This is a genomic window from Sessilibacter sp. MAH1, from assembly GCF_054658315.1.
The window spans coordinates 76,195-95,090 of sequence record NZ_BAAGIC010000010.1 but is presented as its reverse complement, the minus strand read 5'-3'; the positions used below and the strand labels follow the sequence as shown (position 1 = coordinate 95,090).

17 protein-coding genes are annotated in these 18,896 nt (G+C 41.4%); 6 read left to right on the top strand and 11 right to left on the bottom strand.

The genetic code is table 11. The annotated features are described in order from the left end of the window. Window positions 1–46 precede the first annotated feature (46 nt). Window positions 47–778, top strand: a complete 732-nt coding sequence (locus tag ACYQ28_RS11470) for an NUDIX hydrolase (protein ID WP_460051825.1) — start codon at window positions 47–49, stop codon at window positions 776–778. Window positions 779–1,026: 248 nt separating this feature from the next. Here ACYQ28_RS11470 and ACYQ28_RS11465 read toward each other — a convergent pair whose 3' ends face one another. Further along, window positions 1,027–2,175: an FAD-dependent oxidoreductase gene (locus ACYQ28_RS11465; protein WP_460051826.1), complete on the bottom strand. Its 1,149-nt coding sequence runs from the start codon at window positions 2,173–2,175 to the stop codon at window positions 1,027–1,029. A gap of 417 nt (window positions 2,176–2,592) precedes the next feature. Between ACYQ28_RS11465 and ACYQ28_RS11460 the strand changes: the two genes are divergently transcribed. After that, window positions 2,593–2,961 carry a 2Fe-2S iron-sulfur cluster binding domain-containing protein gene (locus ACYQ28_RS11460; protein WP_460051828.1) on the top strand — a complete coding sequence of 123 codons (369 nt, stop codon included), beginning with the start codon at window positions 2,593–2,595 and terminating at the stop codon, window positions 2,959–2,961. 70 nt (window positions 2,962–3,031) lie between these two features. Here the strand turns inward: ACYQ28_RS11460 and ACYQ28_RS11455 are convergent, their stop codons facing one another. Continuing rightward, window positions 3,032–3,718 carry a prolyl oligopeptidase family serine peptidase gene (locus tag ACYQ28_RS11455; RefSeq protein WP_460051829.1) on the bottom strand — a complete coding sequence of 229 codons (687 nt, stop codon included), beginning with the start codon at window positions 3,716–3,718 and terminating at the stop codon, window positions 3,032–3,034. Between the two features lie 754 nt (window positions 3,719–4,472). Here ACYQ28_RS11455 and ACYQ28_RS11450 point away from each other — a divergent pair. Both ACYQ28_RS11450 and ACYQ28_RS11445 read left to right on the top strand, forming a co-directional pair. Further along, on the top strand, window positions 4,473–4,988 hold the full coding sequence (locus ACYQ28_RS11450) for a Panacea domain-containing protein (RefSeq protein WP_460051831.1): 516 nt from the start codon (window positions 4,473–4,475) through the stop codon (window positions 4,986–4,988). A 26-nt stretch (window positions 4,989–5,014) separates the two neighbouring features. Beyond that, window positions 5,015–5,404: a hypothetical protein gene (locus ACYQ28_RS11445; RefSeq protein WP_460051832.1), complete on the top strand. Its 390-nt coding sequence runs from the start codon at window positions 5,015–5,017 to the stop codon at window positions 5,402–5,404. 1 nt (window position 5,405) lies between these two features. Here the strand turns inward: ACYQ28_RS11445 and ACYQ28_RS11440 are convergent, their stop codons facing one another. The 5 genes from ACYQ28_RS11440 to ACYQ28_RS11420 all read right to left on the bottom strand — a co-directional run bounded on the left by ACYQ28_RS11440 (window position 5,406) and on the right by ACYQ28_RS11420 (window position 11,433). Beyond that, window positions 5,406–5,972, bottom strand: coding sequence for a hypothetical protein (locus tag ACYQ28_RS11440; protein WP_460051834.1), 567 nt, complete (start codon window positions 5,970–5,972; stop codon window positions 5,406–5,408). Window positions 5,973–5,981: 9 nt separating this feature from the next. Further along, complete coding sequence (locus tag ACYQ28_RS11435) at window positions 5,982–6,659, bottom strand: AHH domain-containing protein (protein ID WP_460051835.1); 678 nt, start codon at window positions 6,657–6,659, stop codon at window positions 5,982–5,984. A gap of 88 nt (window positions 6,660–6,747) precedes the next feature. Beyond that, entirely contained in the window at window positions 6,748–8,400 is a 1,653-nt protein-coding gene (locus ACYQ28_RS11430; protein ID WP_460051935.1) for an electron transfer flavoprotein-ubiquinone oxidoreductase, read from the bottom strand. 18 nt (window positions 8,401–8,418) lie between these two features. After that, the gene (locus tag ACYQ28_RS11425) at window positions 8,419–10,197 is read right to left on the bottom strand and encodes an acyl-CoA dehydrogenase (RefSeq protein WP_460051837.1); all 1,779 of its coding nucleotides are present in this window, start codon (window positions 10,195–10,197) and stop codon (window positions 8,419–8,421) included. A 171-nt stretch (window positions 10,198–10,368) separates the two neighbouring features. Beyond that, window positions 10,369–11,433, bottom strand: coding sequence for an AraC family transcriptional regulator (locus ACYQ28_RS11420; protein WP_460051838.1), 1,065 nt, complete (start codon window positions 11,431–11,433; stop codon window positions 10,369–10,371). Between the two features lie 330 nt (window positions 11,434–11,763). Here ACYQ28_RS11420 and ACYQ28_RS11415 point away from each other — a divergent pair, with 330 nt between their 5' ends. Both ACYQ28_RS11415 and ACYQ28_RS11410 read left to right on the top strand, forming a co-directional pair. Further along, window positions 11,764–13,671: a DUF1302 domain-containing protein gene (locus ACYQ28_RS11415; RefSeq protein ID WP_460051840.1), complete on the top strand. Its 1,908-nt coding sequence runs from the start codon at window positions 11,764–11,766 to the stop codon at window positions 13,669–13,671. 56 nt (window positions 13,672–13,727) lie between these two features. Further along, the gene (locus tag ACYQ28_RS11410) at window positions 13,728–15,071 is read left to right on the top strand and encodes a DUF1329 domain-containing protein (protein ID WP_460051841.1); all 1,344 of its coding nucleotides are present in this window, start codon (window positions 13,728–13,730) and stop codon (window positions 15,069–15,071) included. 246 nt (window positions 15,072–15,317) lie between these two features. Here ACYQ28_RS11410 and ACYQ28_RS11405 read toward each other — a convergent pair whose 3' ends face one another. The 4 genes from ACYQ28_RS11405 to ACYQ28_RS11390 all read right to left on the bottom strand — a co-directional run bounded on the left by ACYQ28_RS11405 (window position 15,318) and on the right by ACYQ28_RS11390 (window position 18,759). Then, window positions 15,318–15,626, bottom strand: a complete 309-nt coding sequence (locus ACYQ28_RS11405) for a hypothetical protein (RefSeq protein WP_460051842.1) — start codon at window positions 15,624–15,626, stop codon at window positions 15,318–15,320. Between the two features lie 68 nt (window positions 15,627–15,694). Continuing rightward, window positions 15,695–16,432: a hypothetical protein gene (locus tag ACYQ28_RS11400; RefSeq protein WP_460051844.1), complete on the bottom strand. Its 738-nt coding sequence runs from the start codon at window positions 16,430–16,432 to the stop codon at window positions 15,695–15,697. 619 nt (window positions 16,433–17,051) lie between these two features. Beyond that, on the bottom strand, window positions 17,052–17,540 hold the full coding sequence (locus tag ACYQ28_RS11395; RefSeq protein WP_460051845.1) for a hypothetical protein: 489 nt from the start codon (window positions 17,538–17,540) through the stop codon (window positions 17,052–17,054). Window positions 17,541–18,156: 616 nt separating this feature from the next. Then, window positions 18,157–18,759 carry a TetR/AcrR family transcriptional regulator gene (locus ACYQ28_RS11390; RefSeq protein WP_460051846.1) on the bottom strand — a complete coding sequence of 201 codons (603 nt, stop codon included), beginning with the start codon at window positions 18,757–18,759 and terminating at the stop codon, window positions 18,157–18,159. Between the last annotated feature and the right edge of the window lie 137 nt (window positions 18,760–18,896).

Genomic DNA, 18,896 nt, shown 5'->3' with positions numbered 1-18,896 from the left:
TTCCTATAAACTATACTCAGACTTCGCGCGTGAGTGACTACCTTTGATGAATCAAGACGAAATAGATTATTTAAACAAGTACGATTCAAGTAAGTACCAAACTCCCATCACCACCGTTGATATCGCGATAGTTACGCTGCACGAGCAGCAATTAAAGGTGATGTTGGCGAAGCGTGATAAACACCCTTTTAAAGGCGCTTGGGCGTTACCCGGTGGCTTTGTGGATGTTAAGCAAGACGCAACTCTTGAAAATACTGCACATAGAAAGCTGTTTGAAAAGACCGGCGTTAAAACACCCTATTTGGAGCAGATTTATACGGTTGGTAACAACAGCCGAGACCCGCGCAGCTGGTCGATTACGGTGGTGTATATGGCGTTGGTGTCGGCGGATTTATTAAATCTTCATACACAAAATGCGTCTGAGCAGATTCAATGGTTTGGCATTGATGAGTTAACTCAAACAGACGAACTCGCTTTTGATCATTTAGATATTATTAATGCCTGTAAAGATCGCCTGCGCAGTAAGGTTGAATATACCTCTCTGCCGGTGCATCTATTGGCAGAATCTTTCACGCTCACAGAATTACAGCAAGCCTTTGAAATTATTCTGGGAACAACGTTAGAGAAAAAATCCTTTCGGCGCAGAATATTAGACGCAGGAATTCTGAAAGAGACTGGAGAAATGAAAACCGGTAATAATCGCCCGGCAAAACTGTATCGATATAACGGCAATAAAAACAATCATTTTTTTAACCGTAATATTGAAGGCGCTCGATAAATAATTAAGCCTTCTTTTTTGTGTGCAAATCACTCATGCATTTTAAAAAAATATAACGGTGAATTATTTGTTTAGGAATCTCTGATTTATTTAGACGACAGAAATCGACAATGTGATTTCCAAGTTTTTCTCTATTTCAATTACGTACAGCTCTTGAAACTGTTATTGAAATAGCTCTTGAAATTGACGACACATCCTTGTGCCGTTGGAAACTCTAGGCTAATCAGAGCTTCTTTTAAAAATTTCCCTTAAGAGACAAGACGTTCCGCTAGGTTTTTATGGCCTGCAATCATTTGCTTTGCTAATTCCATATCGGGTACGGTGCTGTATGCACCGCGAATTGTGGTTCCGCCTAACACTATGGCGCCCTTACGTGGAAACATGTACAAAAAGCCCGTGTCTGTTGGTACTACGTAAGAGTAATTAATTTCTGGTTGCGGCAACAAGTGCGTTAACTGCCCTTGCAGAGGCATCAACTTTTCGTCATTAAATAAGGTTTTTGCACCTAATCCGGTACAATTTACCACGGTTTTTTCTGCCAACGCTAAGATATCGGTTTGACTATCGAATTTTTTGGGTACAAATTTTACACCTGCAATTAAGGCGTCGTTTTTAATTTCTTCTAAATAAAAATTGGGGTCGATAATTAAACCTTGGCAGCTACGGTCAAAGGGCATTCCAAATAAAGTATCTGTTGTGGTTTCTTTAAGCTCCGGGTATAGATCATTGCCACCGGGTAATTGCACGGGTTGTTCGGGCTTGTTTTGCAATACCAAATGGTATCGATTCCAATAAACGCCGTAATCAGGTCGGTTTGTATAGGGTAAAAACCCTTTAAAGGCCTCACGCGATATATTTTTATCTGCTGCTAAAAATGCATCGCTAACCTCAGATTTGTCGTAATAACTCGTGGGCAACCAAAGTGCAGCGGCGATGTTTGAGGTGGTATTGGGCAGAAATTTATCGGAATACACGGTTACCGACATACCTTTTCTCGCCAAAATTAACGCGGTGGTTAACCCCATCACACCGGCACCTAGCACTGCTACGGATTTTGGCTTTTGTTGCAGTACCATATCGGCAGCTTGTCGAGATGTACCCCACGATAAGCTAATACCACCACCACCGTGACCATAGTTGTGTACGATAAACGTATCACCCAACTGTTCCGCTTCAAGACGATAACCTGTTGTTCTGAATGGACGCAAACCTACTACGGTATTTATCACTCGGTCCATTGACGCCTTTACCGGAAAATATCCGTAGGGATTATTTTTGCTGATATTAGTGTTGGGTTTTTCTTGAATGCTGCCCGCACAGCCAACTAAACCTGCGTTTGCTCCTGCCACCGCCAAACCGATTTTTGTGGATTGACGAATAAACTGACGCCGTTGCATAACCTTGCCTCTAATGATTAAATCGGTTTTTTGATAAGAAACTCTTGGAACCTCTAAGTTAGTCAGAGATTCCTATACCATATTTATTGAAGATTTATTCTTTCATAAAACTTCAGCACTACTACCAGTTTTTTTAATTTTTCTCTCTTAAATTTGATCTATTCGAAGGCAAAAATAAAAACTTATTCTCATTTCAAAAAATTGTTTTTGTATTTTTTGTGGCAACTGCACCGAATAAATAAACAGGGTTTTAACGCTTCCGACAAAATCACGATGTATTTCTTACATTGTTGTATTTATCTCTTTTTTAGTTTTGTCTTTCGCGTTAGATAACAAACGGTTACTGATTTTTAGATTTGGCTGACTCGTTGCTCCAAAGCTTTTGCTTGATCATAAAACTACTTTGGAGATTAGATCGTGGCTATTTTATATTTTTCTTCCCCAATAATGTCGCGCAACATGAAAGTTGAAGCGGTTGCAGGTAAACGCACCACGCTTTTAGGTGTTGCCAAAGAAAACAACGTTAAAATTCCCTTTGAGTGCGGTGATGGCAAATGTGGCTCTTGCCTAGTAAAAGTTACCCATTTAGACGGTTTTCGCGTTAAAGGCATGGCTCTTACAGACAAGGAGCGTAATGTTCTTAAGTCTATTGGTAAATTACCTGTCAACGAAGAAGAACGCGCCGCAGTGCGTGATATTCCGCCAACTTATCGTCTTGCTTGCCAAACCATTGTTACCGACGAAGATCTTTTGATTGACTTCACCGGCGAACCTGGCGGCGCATAATATGACTGTGCCCGGATTTTGCCGGGTATTTTTTGGTTGGCGACCCGTTCTACCTATTAAATTGTAAGTATTAATTTCCATCCAGAAAACTAATTGCCTCGCCATAATTTTTAGCACTCGGTATTTCATGGCCCATGCGGCTGATAATTTTTAAATCGATATTTTTAATGCCTTCTTTTTTGTACACACGATAAATCTTTTTAGTATCGTTTAAATTAAAATCTTCACGACCAGCAATAAATACATAGCGATTTGATTGCATTAACGCAAGTTTCTCGTTGGTCATATTACCCCACTTATTCACACCGCTATTATAGATAGCGCCCTTAAATATTTGTGGATAATCCGCGGCCAATAAACTCGCTACACGGCCACCACCTGAGAAACCCGACAAATAAATACGTGCGGCATTGATAGAATATTGCTTATCAATCACATTAGTGGCGAACAAAGCGTAGGTCATTCGCTTAAAAGTATCAATTTTATTACCTGATTCGTTAGCACCCACCCAAATTAAATTATTATTATCCATTAACTCTTGCCATTCTGTGGGTAATTCGCCGCTGTTTCTTGGGCTGATATAAACCAGTAATCCCGGTGGATTCTCTGTGGAGTAGTTTTTAGGTACATAAACCTCCCAAGATATAGGCTCGTCTAGATTCAAAATATTTTCGTAGCGCTTAGCGGTCTCAACTCCCAGCAACTCATTGGTTGTCAGTACAATGTGTAAGCTTTTACCTTGATTACTTTCTTCCACGGTAAGCTCACTAGCATCTTGGGCATACGCCAGATTGCATAAAAACAACACATTGACGGTTAGCAATATTATTTGTGAAAAAGCTCGTTTAATTTTTTTTGTTAACTTATAAAGTGTTATCAAGTTCTATTCACCTTTTACGTTCTTTCTTTTCAGGTTTTTTCGTCTATTTCGGATTTTCACAATGATTAGTTATTTACCCAAAACGCTAAATTTATTTTATTTAGGAATCTCTTTTAGGAACCTCTGATTAACTCATGGGGCTCTTCAGTTGACCAAGCGAATTGTTTGCCAGTATTTTTATTCATTTTTTAACTGTTTTTTTGTTTTTCAGTTTATTTAGAGCGCATTGTCTTTGAATTTGCACCATGGCTGCGCAATACACTTCCTGTATAAAAAGCGCATAAATATATGACTCAACGTTTAAAACGTGTTAAGAAATTGTAAGCCAGCATTAAAAATTAGAGTGGTGTGAACTGGTTAATAAAAACTGAGATCTAAAGCTTAAAAAAGGCATTAAGTTTTGTTGTTAAGTTAACGGTTTTACCCTTTAAATAACGAAGTTTTGCCAAGATGACGTAATACTTGACAGGTTTTTTATTAAAAACCTAAGCATACTTTTTTATTTTTTGAATGCCTGATATTTGCACGTTAATACCTAGTTTGTACCTATGTGATTCAAAAAATTGTTATGCTAGAATCAAAGCCATTTTCCAATCTTGTTAACCGTTCTCTAATCAATAGGAGGTCTATCTTGAGTTATCCTTCGATAGCAATTGCTAATGCCTTCCTTGAGGTCGGCCGCAAAGAAGGTGCTCCTCACCTAACACCCATGAAGCTGTTAAAGCTGGTGTATTTTGCTCACGGTTGGTACTTAGCATTACGAGGCGAGCCATTAATCGACGAAACCGTTGAGGCATGGCGTTACGGCCCTGTGGTACCAAGCATTTACCACGCGTCTAAGCACTTTGGTAACACCAATATTATTGGTGATTTAAGTGACGAAGACGGCAATATACAGCGCGTTGACTTAACCAGCATGCGCAATTCCGATCTTAACGATCTTGTGCACTGGATATGGAAACAATACAGCCGCTACACCGGTGTACAGTTATCGAATCAAACCCACGAACCCGGCACACCATGGACAGAAACCATGGAACGTTACGGCGATGTTAGCCGTATGCCTAAGGGTATTGATATAGAAGAAAACATGATTAAGCGGTACTTTGCTAATCAACTTAAGGATGTTCTGCCTGCAGGCATTTAGATCGGCTACTTAGCCTAAGGCGCAGAATGTCTCTGTTTAACGACGACTCAAAACCCGGTTCTCGATTGCCTGTCAGTTTTAACAATCTTAAAGACATTCCTCCGCTGGCGAGCTCAGCGGAGCCAGATCCGTACACTCGCCAGCACAAAGAAGATCTAGAACACCAACACCACGCGCAGAAAATTAAGCACGAGCGCGACGAGCATCAAGAGCGAATTAAATACGCCAATAAAATTTATCGCCTAAGCGTTATTTGGCTTGCCGTGGTTATTTTAATGGTGATCGCAAACGGCATAGATATTATTCCGTTCTCGTTGGATAACTCCGTAGTCATTACCCTATTAACTACCACCACTGCCACTGTTTTAGGTTTGTTTATTTCGGTATTAAATTATTTGTTTTATCGAAAAAAATAATTTAATCTGAAACGTCTATAGCATCAAATAACAATCCAGAAATTCCATTTTTTTCGACTTTTTCTTTAAAATTTTCTATGCAATATAGATAGATGCCACCATCAATTTCGAGAGTAAATATAGGCGATGTGATCCCATGATCTGTTTTAAAAACTAAGTTTTTTATGCAATCAACAGAGCCATCATCAAAATATTCGTAAGTAGTTTTATCTAAATTTATAGCTTCATTTCCGTAGCGTTTTATCGGATTAATATACAAATAATCTTTTGCTTCACCTTTTAGAGGATATGTTTCACATATATCTTTTGACAACACATCACTCAGAATAGCAAAGGCATCTGATTCAATCACAAGATCATTCAATCCCCAACAACAAACTTGAGGCAATACAGTAGAACCGGAGTCACTCTTCAAAAAATTTGAATTTGGAGCCACCCATTCGAATTCGAGAGGAAGTCCTATATTATCCGGATCGAAATCTTCCATTTCGGAAAATAAAGACTCTTCATCAAATATAAAATACATGAAATTATCTAAATCGATTTTTATTTTATAAATAGATGTCATTTTTATATCTCAAGACAGCAAATCCTTTTTTCCTTTTTTAGTCAGTAAATTAGCTATAATTTCGTTATCTCTCGCTGATAACAATTGCTTCTCTAACTTTTTAAGAGACTGTGACATCGCGCTTTTATTCCTTGCAGGACCAACAGTCTCCAATACATGCTCCGCATACTTTTTTGTATGCAAATATTTATGGCCAACTGCTGAAGGATATAAGGAACACTTCGCAGATTTATGATCCACAGGAAGCCAACATCCGTTACTTGGATCATTAATACCCATCCCGTTCTTAAACAACCTTAATTTTGATCGTAGATGAGAGGCATGCTTGCTGCAAATGATATGATGAGCTTCCCACTCGCCAGACGGAGGACGAACCTTACCAATAGAATACATAAACTTAGCCAACATAGTGGAGTTATTTTTTTTCAATGCCTCCTGTCTTTTAAGTTTAACTATGTCTTGATCAGATCCGGAGTTATCAAGTCTATATTTTAATAGCTTTTCTTCCAAATCAAACATAGCTGTTAGCCGAGTGGTTTGTTTGGCGATAAATTCTCGTTCCTTTTCGGCTCTTACATCAACACTTTCTGCGACATTCGCACGAATTGAATTCAGTTCCGCTATGACCTTATCCAACTCTCTATCTGCAACACTTTGATCTATATAGTAATTAACTTCCTTTTTCATTATTAATCACCTTAGAAAAGTTCAAATTAACGGTTCAGCTTGAACATATATTACTAAAGTTACTCTGTCAAAATACCAACTAGATATTTTACATATTCGGATAATTAGGCCCACCAGAGCCTTCTGGTACAACCCAGCGAATATTTTGTGACGGATCTTTAATATCGCAGGTTTTGCAGTGTAGGCAGTTTTGCGCATTAATTTGCAAACGCGGATTACCCGATTCGTCGTCAACCACTTCGTATACACCTGCCGGGCAATAGCGCTGCGCGGGTTCTGCATATTTGGGTAAATTCACATTTATCGGAATGTGGTCATTTTGTAGTTGTAAATGACAGGGCTGATTTTCTTCGTGGTTGGTATTCGATAAAAATACCGACGTTAATTTATCAAAACTAATTACGCCATCGGGTTTTGGATAATGAATTTTTACACTTTCGTTCGCAGGTTTTAGTTGCTCGTAATCTTCTTTAGTATCGCGCAAGGTTACCGGAATTTTGCCACCAAATAAATTTTGGTCGATAAAATTAAAGGCGCCACCCACAATTGGACCAAACTTATGCATTGCTGGGCCAAAATTGCGCGCACTGAATAACTCGTCGTACAACCAAGAGTTTTTGAATTTATCGTGAAAGCTCGTTAATTCTTTTTCGGCTGATTCTGGGTTTTGCAAGGCATCAAAAATTGCCTCTGCCGCAAGCATTCCCGATTTCATGGCCGTGTGCGTACCTTTAATTTTTGCGAAATTTAAGGTGCCCGCATTACAGCCCGAAATAATTCCACCCGGAAAGGTCATTTTCGGCAAGGAATTAAATCCGCCTTTGGTAATGGCTCGCGCGCCATAAGAAACACGTTTGCCACCGTCTAAATATTGCTTAAGTACGGGATGATGTTTTAAACGTTGGAATTCATCAAACGGACTTAGATACGGATTTTCATAATTTAAGTCGATAATTAAGCCTACAACCACTTGGTTGTCTTCGCCGTGATACAAAAAGAAACCACCGCTGGTGCCCTGGCTTAATGGCCAACCCGATCCGTGCACAACCAAACCGAGCTGATGTTTTGCTGGATCAATATCCCACAATTCTTTGATACCAATACCATAGTGTTGAGCATCGGCTTTTTCATCTAGGTTGAATTTTTGAATTAATTCTTTACCCAGATGACCGCGACAACCTTCTGAAAATATCGTGTATTTCGCGCGCAATTCCATGCCCGGCATGTAGCCATCTTTCTGATTGCCTTCACTGTCGATACCCATATCGCCGGTAACAATACCGGCAACACTACCGTCATCGCTGTAAAGAACACTGGCGGCACTAAACCCTGGGAATATTTCTACGCCTAAGCTTTCTGCTTGCTCGGCCAACCAGCGGCACAAATTACCAAGGCTTACAATATAATTGCCGTGGTTGTGCATGGTTTTCGGCACTAATGCATTGGGCAGTAATTTAGCGCTTTGTTCGTTTTTCAGTAGATAAATTTGATCTTCTTTAACGGGTACATTTAAGGGCGCGCCCAGCTCTTTCCAATTAGGAAACAACTCATCCAGAGCGCGTGGCTCAACCACCGCACCCGATAAAATATGCGCACCAACTTCAGAACCTTTTTCTACCACGCAAACGGTTATTTCTTGGTCGTTATCTTGCGCTTGCTGCATAAGTCGACACGCTGCCGCTAAACCACTGGGCCCTGCGCCAACAATAACAACATCAAACTCCATGGATTCGCGTTCGATTTCGCTCATGACACTCTCCTAAAACTGGTCTTCCGACAATGACATAGCGGTATCACCACCGGCGCAAACCGACTTCACCAAGCCATCTACACGCGGCAAGAGTTGCTCACAGAAGCCACGTGCCGTTTGGATTTTGGTTTTTAAGAAATCAGCGTTCTCAGGATTATCAGCCAATTGTTTTAGGGCGATGTTCGCGGATTTTGCCATCAGCCAACCACCGCACATGTAACCCATTAGCATCATAAAACTAACGCTTGCGGCACCGGCGTCGGCCATATTTTGTGAGCCTTGATCGGTCACCCAGTTTTTCGCGGTCATCGCACAAGTAAGCGCATTGCGATTTGCAGACACGATATCGAACAATTCTGGATCAGTGATTTCCATAAAATCCGCATCCATTTCGATCAATAGATCGTTAAGAGCTTTACCATCGTCGGCCAGAGTTTTACGACCCACCAAATCTAACGCTTGAATCCCGGTGGTGCCTTCGTAAATGGTTAAAATTCGCGCGTCACGGTAATGCTGTGCAACACCGGTTTCTTCGATAAAACCCATTCCACCGTGAATTTGCACGGCAAGATAAGTAACCTCTTGAGCCAATTCGGTGATCCAACCCTTAACAATAGGCGTGTACAAATCGGTTCTGCCACGATGACGACGCTTGGCTTCGGCATCGTCGGTAAAATTGTCTTTGTCAGCTTCGGCTTTCGCCACATAAGCAAGTGCACGCATGGCTTCGGTGGCCGATTTCATTTGCAGCAACATGCGACGCACATCGGGATGATTGATAATGGTTACCCGCGAACCATCACGCTGAGTGCCCTGCACACGTTCTTTCGCGTAGGTAAGCGCGTGCTGATAAGCGCGTTCAGAAATCGCCAAACCTTGCAAACCAACACCTTGGCGAGCATCGTTCATCATGGTGAACATGCAGGCTAGACCTTGGTTTTCTTCACCAACCAAATAGCCAATGGCGCCGCCGTTGTCACCAAAGCTCATCACGCAGGTTGGGCTGGCGTGAATACCCAGTTTGTGTTCCAACGAGACCGCAAACACATCGTTGCGTTGATCGGTAGTATTGCCGTTTTCATCGAGCAAGAATTTGGGCACCACAAACAGCGAAATGCCTTTTACACCCGCCGGTGCATCGGGCAAGCGCGCCAGCACCAAATGCACGATGTTCTCGGTCATTTGATGATCACCCCAGGTAATGAATATTTTTTGGCCGGTAATTCGGTAATGATCGCCCTCACGCACGGCACGAGTTTTTAATGCCGCTAAATCGGTACCTGCATCTGGCTCGGTAAGATTCATGGTGCCAGTCCATTCACCGCTGATCAGTCTTGGCAAATAGGTTGTTTTTAATTGCGCACTGCCGTGAGCAGAGATTGCCTCAATAGAGCCTTGGGTTAATAAAGGGCACAGCGCCCAAGAGAGGTTAGCCGACTGCCAAATTTCATTGGCGGCAACGGCGATTGTTGCGGGTAAACCTTGGCCGCCAAACTCTTCTTCGGCGCCCACCGATGGCCAGCCAGCCTCGCAAAATTGCTGGTAAGCTTGTGAGAAACCTTCGGTCTCAATCACTTTTTGATCTTTTAATTGCGGCGGATTTTTATCACCAAAGCCATTTAATGGCGCAAGTACTTCGCTGCCCATCTTTGCAGCTTCATCTAGAATCGCTTCGGCCAAACCTTCGGCCACGTCTTCAAGGCCTGCTTGCTTACAAATGTCTTCAAGACCAATTAATTCATTCAGTACAAAGATTCCGTCTTGATACGGGTAACGGTAATCACTCATGGTTCAGCTCCATAAACGGCAGGCATGCACGATGGTTATTATTTTGGATATTAGAGTTATAGGCTTTTAATATTGGTAGAGCCTAGCAATAGACACAATAACAAAAGTCATCGGTTTAGCTAACAAAAAGCATCACAAAAAACTCTAACCCTTATTTTATAAGGCGTCTAGTTAATGTTTACGCTCTGGTAAATGCTGGCAATAGTTTTCACTGCGACGGTATTCACCGGGTGTCATACCCGTCCATTTTTTGAAAGACCGAAAAAACGCCGACGACTCATCGAAACCCATTAGGCTAGCCACATCGTTGATGGAAAGCTGCGGTGAGTTCATATAATTCAGCGCCGCAACCTTACGACATTCGTCTTTAATTTGCTGGTAAGACTCACCTTCTTCGAGCAAACGTCTGCGTAAAGTCGATACCGACATGTGCAAACGTTTGGCAACCCCTTCGGCGCTGGGCAGCGTTTGACTAAAATCCTTACCAATGAGCGCTATAACTTGAGATTTTAAGCTGGCATCGTCATCAACCATTACAATCAATTGATAAGGCGCGGTTTTTAGGAACGAGCGCAAACTCTCGGGCGTTTGCACCACGGGATAATCTAGATAACTGGCCGGAAATACAAAGGCATTGTCGTGTTGATCGAACTTTACTTCCGACTGAAATAAGGTTTTATATTGGCTGACGTCTTCGGGTTCTGAAAACGAAAAATAAGCCGCTTTTAATTCTAAGCGTTTACCAATGAGCCAACACAGAAAGTGATGCCACATAGATAACGATGTGCGTATTTTTATGGGATTTTCGTTGTGAAAAATTTCTTCGATGGGGTATTCAGACCCTTCGGTGGTGGTAAAACTGACTTTTGCGTATCGACCTTTACGCGTTAGCAACGGTTTTACCTTTGCACCACGACAAATTTCGTGAAAATCACTGGCTCGATAAATGGCTTTTGCTAATGTTTCGCAGTGAATAATGCAATGACACATCATACGAAATGTGCCATTAGGCACTTTACCGACGTTTGCCATACCAAAAAATTCATCTTGGGCAATGTAATAAATACTTTGATATAAACGCCCTAATTTTTCAGCGGGAAATTCCTTTTTACTGTCAATTTCTTTTAAATCGATGCCAACATAATTTAATAATTCATCAACATTAAACCCCTGATCCCGGACTTGCTGCAGTAATTGGCGAACATAACCCGCGGGCACAGTAATTTTGCGTTCCATGAATTTTTCACCTTTTAATCAACAGATTTGCTGCTATATAGAAGTACGGCATAATTAAATTAATTTCTAGACTTTTTTATTGTGATAGCTCGCGTTTTTTATTTTTTTCTTGCAATGCTGGTTTTGAATACATATAAGAGCTATTTTGTTAGTAACCTTGGCGACATATGTCATTGAGACTTGTACACAGGCTAAACATCATAGATGTTATTGAAAGACCTGAGTATACGCCTTAAAAGTCTATAAAATCAGCGTTTTTTGATAAATTGACTTACTTTCTGTTCCGGTCGGTCAACACCTTCAAAAACAATAAAAATTTAGGTGAACGATATGGCAATAAAAAATGGACTTTTGCAATGCAGCAAAATCCGCACTCCGGCACTTGCCCGCCGACTTCTACCAGTATTAATTGGCAGCGCTTTATATGCACAGCAGTCCAATGCGCTTGAATTTAATATCGGAAATATCGAAGCTCGCTTCGATTCACAAATTTCGGTCGGTGCAAGCTGGCGACTGGATGATCCTGATTCGCAATTGATTTCTGCGGTAAATGGCGGCACCGGAGTTGGCTCCGGCAGCTATGACGACGGCACTCAAAATTTCGAAAAAGGCGAAACTTTCTCCGAAATTGTCAAAGGTGTTCACGACCTAGAGTTCAGTTACCAAAATGTCGGCGTTTTTGTTCGCGCCAAATATTGGTACGACAACGAGCTTGAAAACGGCTCTCGCGAGCACGGCCATGCGGCAAATGGCTACACACCCAATGAAGAACTTAACGACGGCCACTTCAATCGTTTCTCGCGTTTTTCGGGTTTTGAATTACTCGACGCCTACTGGTATGGTTCTTACGAAGTTAGCAACCGCCCGCTCGATTTAAGAGTAGGTCGCCAAGTTATCAACTGGGGTGAAAGCACCTTTATTCAAGGCGGTCTTAACTCAATTAACCCTGTTGATGTAAATGCCTTCCGCCGACCCGGTGCGGAAATTAAAGAAGGCTTATTGCCTTTAAATATGGCATTTGCGTCGTTTGGTTTAACCGACAATTTAAGCGTTGAAGGTTTTTACCAAATCCAGTGGGAAGAAACCGCCATTGACGGTTGCGGTACCTACTTCTCGAATAACGATTTCGTTGCCGAAGGCTGTGATGGTATTCGTATTACCCTACCGCTAACCGATCAGCAATATTTCAATCAAGGCTTTACCGCATTTGCGTTGGGTTACGATCCGGTGATTCGACGCAGCACCGGCAATGGCCGTCGTGAACCCGGCGACAGTGGTCAATTTGGTGTTTCGTTCCGGTATTTTGCCGAGAATTTAAACGACACCGAATTCGGTTTCTATTACGCCAACTATCATTCTCGCGTACCGGTAATTAGTGCGGTGAATACCAATACCGATGCGGCTACGTTTTTGAATACGTTCGCCGGTACCATTATCGCTTTGGGTGGCAACCCATTTGCACCAACACCAGAACAAGCTCGCGCCGCAACCATCAACTCTATTGGTACTCTGGTTGATACCACCTACTTCACCAGTTACACCGAAGACATCGAACTGTACGGTTTGAGCTTTAACACCAACGTGGGTGATTTGGCTTGGTCGGGTGAGATCAGTTACAAGCGCGACGTACCACTGCAAATCAACGGCCCGCTTTTGGTTGCGGCCATTTTGCAACAATACGCTGGCGGTTCGGGTAATGCTGCAGCCGATAGCCTAGTTGCGCAAAGTGGCGCTGGCAATGTTGTACAAGGTTATAACTTGTTCGATGTCACTCAGGTACAAACCAGCTTCGTAAAATTCTTTGATCAGGTACTCGGCGCCAGCCGTTTAACCTTGGTGGGTGAAGTTGCGTGGACACACATCAACGATCTAGATGAAAGCGCCGATGCACTTAAATACGGTCGCAACGGTGTGTTTGGTTACGCCGCTGGCGAAACCGATGGTTTTGTCACCGAAGATACTTACGGCTATGTAGTACGCGCTAACTTGGAATATCCAAATGCCTTGTTTGGTGCAACGCTAACACCGCAAATCAGTTTCAGTCATGGTCTTGAAGGTTACGGGGTTCAACCGGGTGCTTCGTTTAATGAAGACGAAAAAGTACTGGGCTTGAGTTTAAGCGCAGAATATTTGAATAAATATTTGGTTCAAATGTCGTACACCAATTATTCCGGCGGCGATTTCAACGCACTGGAAGATCGCGACTTTATTTCTCTGAGTGCGTCGGTTTCTTTCTAAACCATTTTTGGTTTAAGAAATTTCAAAATCGAGCATTTAGAGATGGAGAAAAATTTATGATAACAACGAAAAAAATAGCCTTGGGTGCTGCTTTATTTTTAGCATCCACGCTTGTGCAAGCCGCAACAACCGCAGAAAACGCCGCAAAACTTGGCACCACATTAACACCCGTGGGCGCCGAGAAAGCCGGTAACGCCGCCGGAACCATTCCCGCGTGGACCGGTGGTTTAGAGACCTCTGCCGATCGCTATACCGATCCATTTGCCAGTGAGAAACCACTGTTTATCATTGACGCGAATAATGCCGAGCAATACAAAGATAATTTATCGCCCGGCCAATTAGCGATGTTTAAAAAATATCCCGACACCTACAAGCTGCCGGTATACCCAAGTCATCGCACCTCAAAACTGCCGCAAAAAGTCTATGACGCCGCCAAAGCTAACGCGACCAACACAACGCTCAGCGAAGACGGTAACGGCGTTGTTAATTACGTAGAAGCGGTACCATTTCCCATTCCAGAAAACGGCCTAGAAGTTATTTGGAACCACTTAACTCGCTACCGTGGCGGCGCGCTAGAACGTTCGTTTGCACAGGTACCGGTTAAATCGAACGGCGCTTACACGGCGGTAAAAATCACCGAAAAACTGAGTCGCCCGCAGTACCTTAATGACACCGAAGGTGCCGAAGATAAAGATAATATCTTGCTGTATTTTGTTCAGGAAGTAACCGCTCCGGCCCGCCTAACCGGTAACATCTTGTTAGTACACGAGACCCTAAATCAGATCATTCAACCGCGCCAAGCTTGGACCTACAACTCTGGCCAACGCCGTGTTCGTCGCGCACCGCAAGTTGCCTACGACGCACCGGGAACCGCCAGTGACGGCCAGCGTACCTCGGATAACTCCGACCTTTACAACGGCGCACCCGATCGCTACGACTGGAAACTGGTCGGTAAACAAGAGCTGTACATTCCCTACAACAGCTACAAACTTGCCAGCCGCGAGCTTAAGTACGACGACGTATTAAAGCCGGGCCATATCAACCCAGACCACACACGCTACGAGTTACACCGCGTGTGGAAAGTTGAAGCAACCCTAAAAGAAGGCGAGCGCCACATTTACGCCAAACGCGTATTCTTTATTGATGAAGACAGCTGGCAGGTTGCCATTGTCGATCACTACGATGGCCGCGGCGAACTATGGCGTGTGGGTGAAGCCCATCACTTCCAATTCCGCGATGTCGATGTGCCGTTACTCACCGGCGAAATGCTTTACGACCTTCAATCTGGCCGATACCTAGCGGGCAGCCTAACCAACGAAGAAGGCCCCGGCTACGACTTTACCCAAACCTTCAAATTTAGCGACTTCACCCCACAAGCCATTCGCCGTCAGGGTCGATAAGCTAAACTTATCTAAATTCAGTAACAAAAAAAGCCATTCTTAATAGAATGGCTTTTTTATTTAGGAAGATCGCTCTTGAGTAAGCGCACTAGTAAAATATTGGCGCTAATACTCGCTGCCCATCAAACTCATTTCACTAAATTAAAAAATCGACCAGAATTAATTCCGACCAAAAGAACTATTTTCAAAAATAATTAAATTGCAGATCTGTACTAGCACTATTTATTTAAAGTATTTTCTCTAAAATCAGTCATAAGCCAAAAATTGCCTACGCTCTATAACGCCATCTTTAAATTCAATTTCACAACCAACTCTAAAAAATGGTGAGGCATGATTGACGATGAATACACTGCCGGTATTTTCTTCGTTTCGTGTAAAAAAGAACTTTTTATTAAAGGCAGTTTTGTATGCTTGAGTTAGTTCAGTACCCGAACTTAGATTATTACAAAACGACCGAATAGGATATACATGCCACAAACCGATGCCCGCAGTTATAACCACAACTAAAAAGAGACCTAATAATACTTTGCCAATAAAGAAGAACAACTGCTTCATAAGTTAAATAACTAGCGTTAGCTTAGCCTGATTTACAACAAAATCGATCAATTTAATTTTTTTGATATTCATGGTTTTTTCATTAGTAAAAATACCCGTTCAGACTCAGCAAGTTGACTTTTTATCCACTTATCATCACTTGTGCCATTACTATGTGGAAATACTCCTAAATAGCATTTCTCACCATCAAATGTTTTAGTAATCAACCAATGCCCTGTCATACGACCACCTTTACTTGCACCACGGGATTTAATTTCTGCATTCACTAAGGAAATATCTAAAGCCCCCATAGTCCGGTCGAAATTGGAAATTACACTTTCTAGATTAATCATTTTTCCATTACTATCTCGTTTTGCAAGCATTGAAAAATAGGCATTCGGTAATAAGGGTATGTGATGATGTTTGTAGCCTTTAAACAAACCTTTATTCGAGAAATTAATATTATGCTTAACTAGGCCAACAGAACTATTACGATTACCTCCTTCTAGCATTTTTATTACGTCCAATATTGATCCAACACTAAATGTACATTGGTTATTTATGTTGGCAAGAGTTAACAGTGCTTTTTGATTCAGAAGAAATGGGGATATTCTGTGTTTGAAGTTAAGCGTTTCAACATCCCAATTTACTTGCTCTAAAAAAATTCCCCACTCATGAAGACTCTCAACTGCTCTTAACTTACTAAAACTCTTTCCTCTCGGCAGTTTATTGCCAAATTTGTATTTAAATAAGTACTCAACAAACCAAGTTCGATTAATATTTTTCGGGACCAAATCGTCAATAATTTTTTCTATTATATTTTTCATAACTCTGCTCAGTGGAAAATTAAGAGATTTTAATCAACTCTCCAAGACATATATCTTGATAAAACACTTCAGGAAATCATCCCTAAAGCTTCACAACATTAATATCTACGAAAATTTGACACATGATTTATTTCTCCTTGAAACACACAAATAAATCGCTAGTTTTTACTCGAAATTTTCAGGTATTTTTTAAATTTTTCAAATCAATTTATTTAGAAAAACTCTACAACCGACACAAATTAATTCTAAATTTTTAGCACCACAAATTTGTGCCGCCAACTTCAATTTCAATAGCGGTTAGTGATGAGAATTTTAAAAAACTGGAAACCAGATAGTTAACATCTACTATTTGATTAAACTACAGATGCATTAGTCATAAACTTCTAACATTATACTTATCTTATAGAATCAACTTATAGCGATATCACTCACCATAACAAGTTATATACGCAACAGGGGGCTTGCGGCATGAGCTGGGACTTGGTAAACTCTAACGATAAATGAGCGTATGAACGGGATGGTTTCGACCATGCGCCCCTCCACCAACACCGTTGGTACCAGCCAAAGAGCGGTTATAAAGCGAGCCCAGTTAAGAAAGCCCGGCCCTTGGCCGGGTTTTTCATTTTAGAGTCTTAATAGGCTTATTTTTAAGAGTATTGTTTGCAATTACAAAGAAGTGAATCCTTTGAGGCTTCTTTTTGGGCTTATCTTGAATGTAAGCGCTTTCAACGAATAGCCGCAACCATCCCTTCTTTCTTGCTCGTGAGACTCTAAAATACACCTCATAATGCTGAACTTTGTCATCAGCATCTAAAAGCTCAAAGGTGAAGAAATTCCCCTTTCCAGTATGAAAACAGGCCTGCTTGTTAATTGATTTCGCTATATCAGGCAGCTTTTCAGACAGTTCATGCCTCTGAAAGTCAAATATCCTTGTCTCTCTTGAATCAGAGTAGTGTAATGATACATCCACACCAGCCAAAGTTTCCCCATGACGCTTATCAAGCCCTCTAGTGAAACAATGCAAACTGAATTCGACTATGAATTTATACTCAATCTCAGATTCGGTGCTATTTCTCGCAGGCTGAACAAATATATGCTCAAATGACACAAGATGATCGAGCTTGTATGTTTCGCCCTCATATTCAAAGTCTTTCCAAGTCTTAATTCTAATATACCCATAAATTCAAAAAAAGCATGCTACCCGAATTTATTAATTCAGAATGCATTGCTGGCCCACTGCGGGACTTAGGGAAAATGTAACAACCTAATAGATATCTTAACGACGTTTTTCCTGAATTTTCCGTCATGGCGATATCTATCTCAGATAATTTTTCTGAACGCTATCCCGAAAATCCTACAAGGTCAATGTTTGCTGCAACTTGGCGCATTATTCATTTTTATAGATTTTTGTGTCGTTTTGCACTAAACGAGTAGTTAGTTATTTAACGTTTTTATTTTTATAAAACATCCGACTTTTCAAACATTTTTTGCTTTTATAAAAAGCTTTTATTTTTAATAATTTATGGTTGTAAAAATTTTATCAGAAAAACTCAAAAACAATTTTTGTTAACTCTAAACCTTTAGCGATACAAGAAATTTTCTGTTAATTTCAAATCAGATTTTTATGAAAATTATGAGGCGTTGTATTTTCAATTTATTCCTCAAATTAAATCACTTAAGAGTTAATCTGAAGCTTTTAAATTTATAACAATTGAAAATAGTTTTTAACGATGTTGATTTATTAATAGTTGCACGGTGGTTTTGGCGATGGCTTCGAAGTCTTCACGGTTAACGTATATGCCGTCGATAAATAATCGGCATAAGCCGTGTAGTGATGCCCAGGTGGCTTGGGCGATTCTTAGGGTTGGTAGTTTTTGGTCGAACAGTTTTTGGTTTTGCAGTTGTTCAATCCACTTTAACCATACTTGAAAACTGTTGTAGGCAATTTTTTGTAGCGATTCGCTGGCGTTGCCGGTTTTCCATATGTCGCGGCCGTACATTAAATCGTAGGTTTGCTGGTTCTGTTCGGCGAAGTTGATGTACACCAGCACGTAATGCTCAAACGCTTGTTGCGGCGATAGTGCTTGGGTTTCTAGAACGGCTTGTTCTACCAATTGGTTTTGATTTAAAAATCCTTGCTCGGCAATCGCGCACAAAAGTGCATTTTTGTCTTTAAAGTGATGATAGGGTGCGGTTCGTGAAACCTCGGCGCGTTCGGCCAGTTTACGAATCGATAGGCTCTCTATGCCGCCTTCGGCAATGATGTCCGTAGCGGTGAGTAGCAGCGTTTGGCGTAGATCGCCGTGATGGTAGGGTTTAGTGGTCATGGCGGGAATTTATCAGCACATCTTGACAGCGTCAAAATTGAAATCTATCTTGACACCGTCTAGATAGATTCATCTTCGACTCGCACACATAACAATAAAACAATTTATTCACCGTTCTGCCCTGCAAAGAGGAACCT

Coding starts and splice junctions, on each gene's coding strand:
- ACYQ28_RS11470 (WP_460051825.1), top strand. CDS start 47: ATGAATCAAGACGAAATAGATTATTTAAACAAGTACGATTCAAGTAAG.
- ACYQ28_RS11465 (WP_460051826.1), bottom strand. CDS start 2,175: ATGCAACGGCGTCAGTTTATTCGTCAATCCACAAAAATCGGTTTGGCG.
- ACYQ28_RS11445 (WP_460051832.1), top strand. CDS start 5,015: ATGTCTCTGTTTAACGACGACTCAAAACCCGGTTCTCGATTGCCTGTC.
- ACYQ28_RS11440 (WP_460051834.1), bottom strand. CDS start 5,972: ATGACATCTATTTATAAAATAAAAATCGATTTAGATAATTTCATGTAT.
- ACYQ28_RS11435 (WP_460051835.1), bottom strand. CDS start 6,659: ATGAAAAAGGAAGTTAATTACTATATAGATCAAAGTGTTGCAGATAGA.
- ACYQ28_RS11425 (WP_460051837.1), bottom strand. CDS start 10,197: ATGAGTGATTACCGTTACCCGTATCAAGACGGAATCTTTGTACTGAAT.
- ACYQ28_RS11420 (WP_460051838.1), bottom strand. CDS start 11,433: ATGGAACGCAAAATTACTGTGCCCGCGGGTTATGTTCGCCAATTACTG.
- ACYQ28_RS11415 (WP_460051840.1), top strand. CDS start 11,764: ATGGCAATAAAAAATGGACTTTTGCAATGCAGCAAAATCCGCACTCCG.
- ACYQ28_RS11410 (WP_460051841.1), top strand. CDS start 13,728: ATGATAACAACGAAAAAAATAGCCTTGGGTGCTGCTTTATTTTTAGCA.
- ACYQ28_RS11405 (WP_460051842.1), bottom strand. CDS start 15,626: ATGAAGCAGTTGTTCTTCTTTATTGGCAAAGTATTATTAGGTCTCTTT.
- ACYQ28_RS11400 (WP_460051844.1), bottom strand. CDS start 16,432: ATGAAAAATATAATAGAAAAAATTATTGACGATTTGGTCCCGAAAAAT.
- ACYQ28_RS11390 (WP_460051846.1), bottom strand. CDS start 18,759: ATGACCACTAAACCCTACCATCACGGCGATCTACGCCAAACGCTGCTA.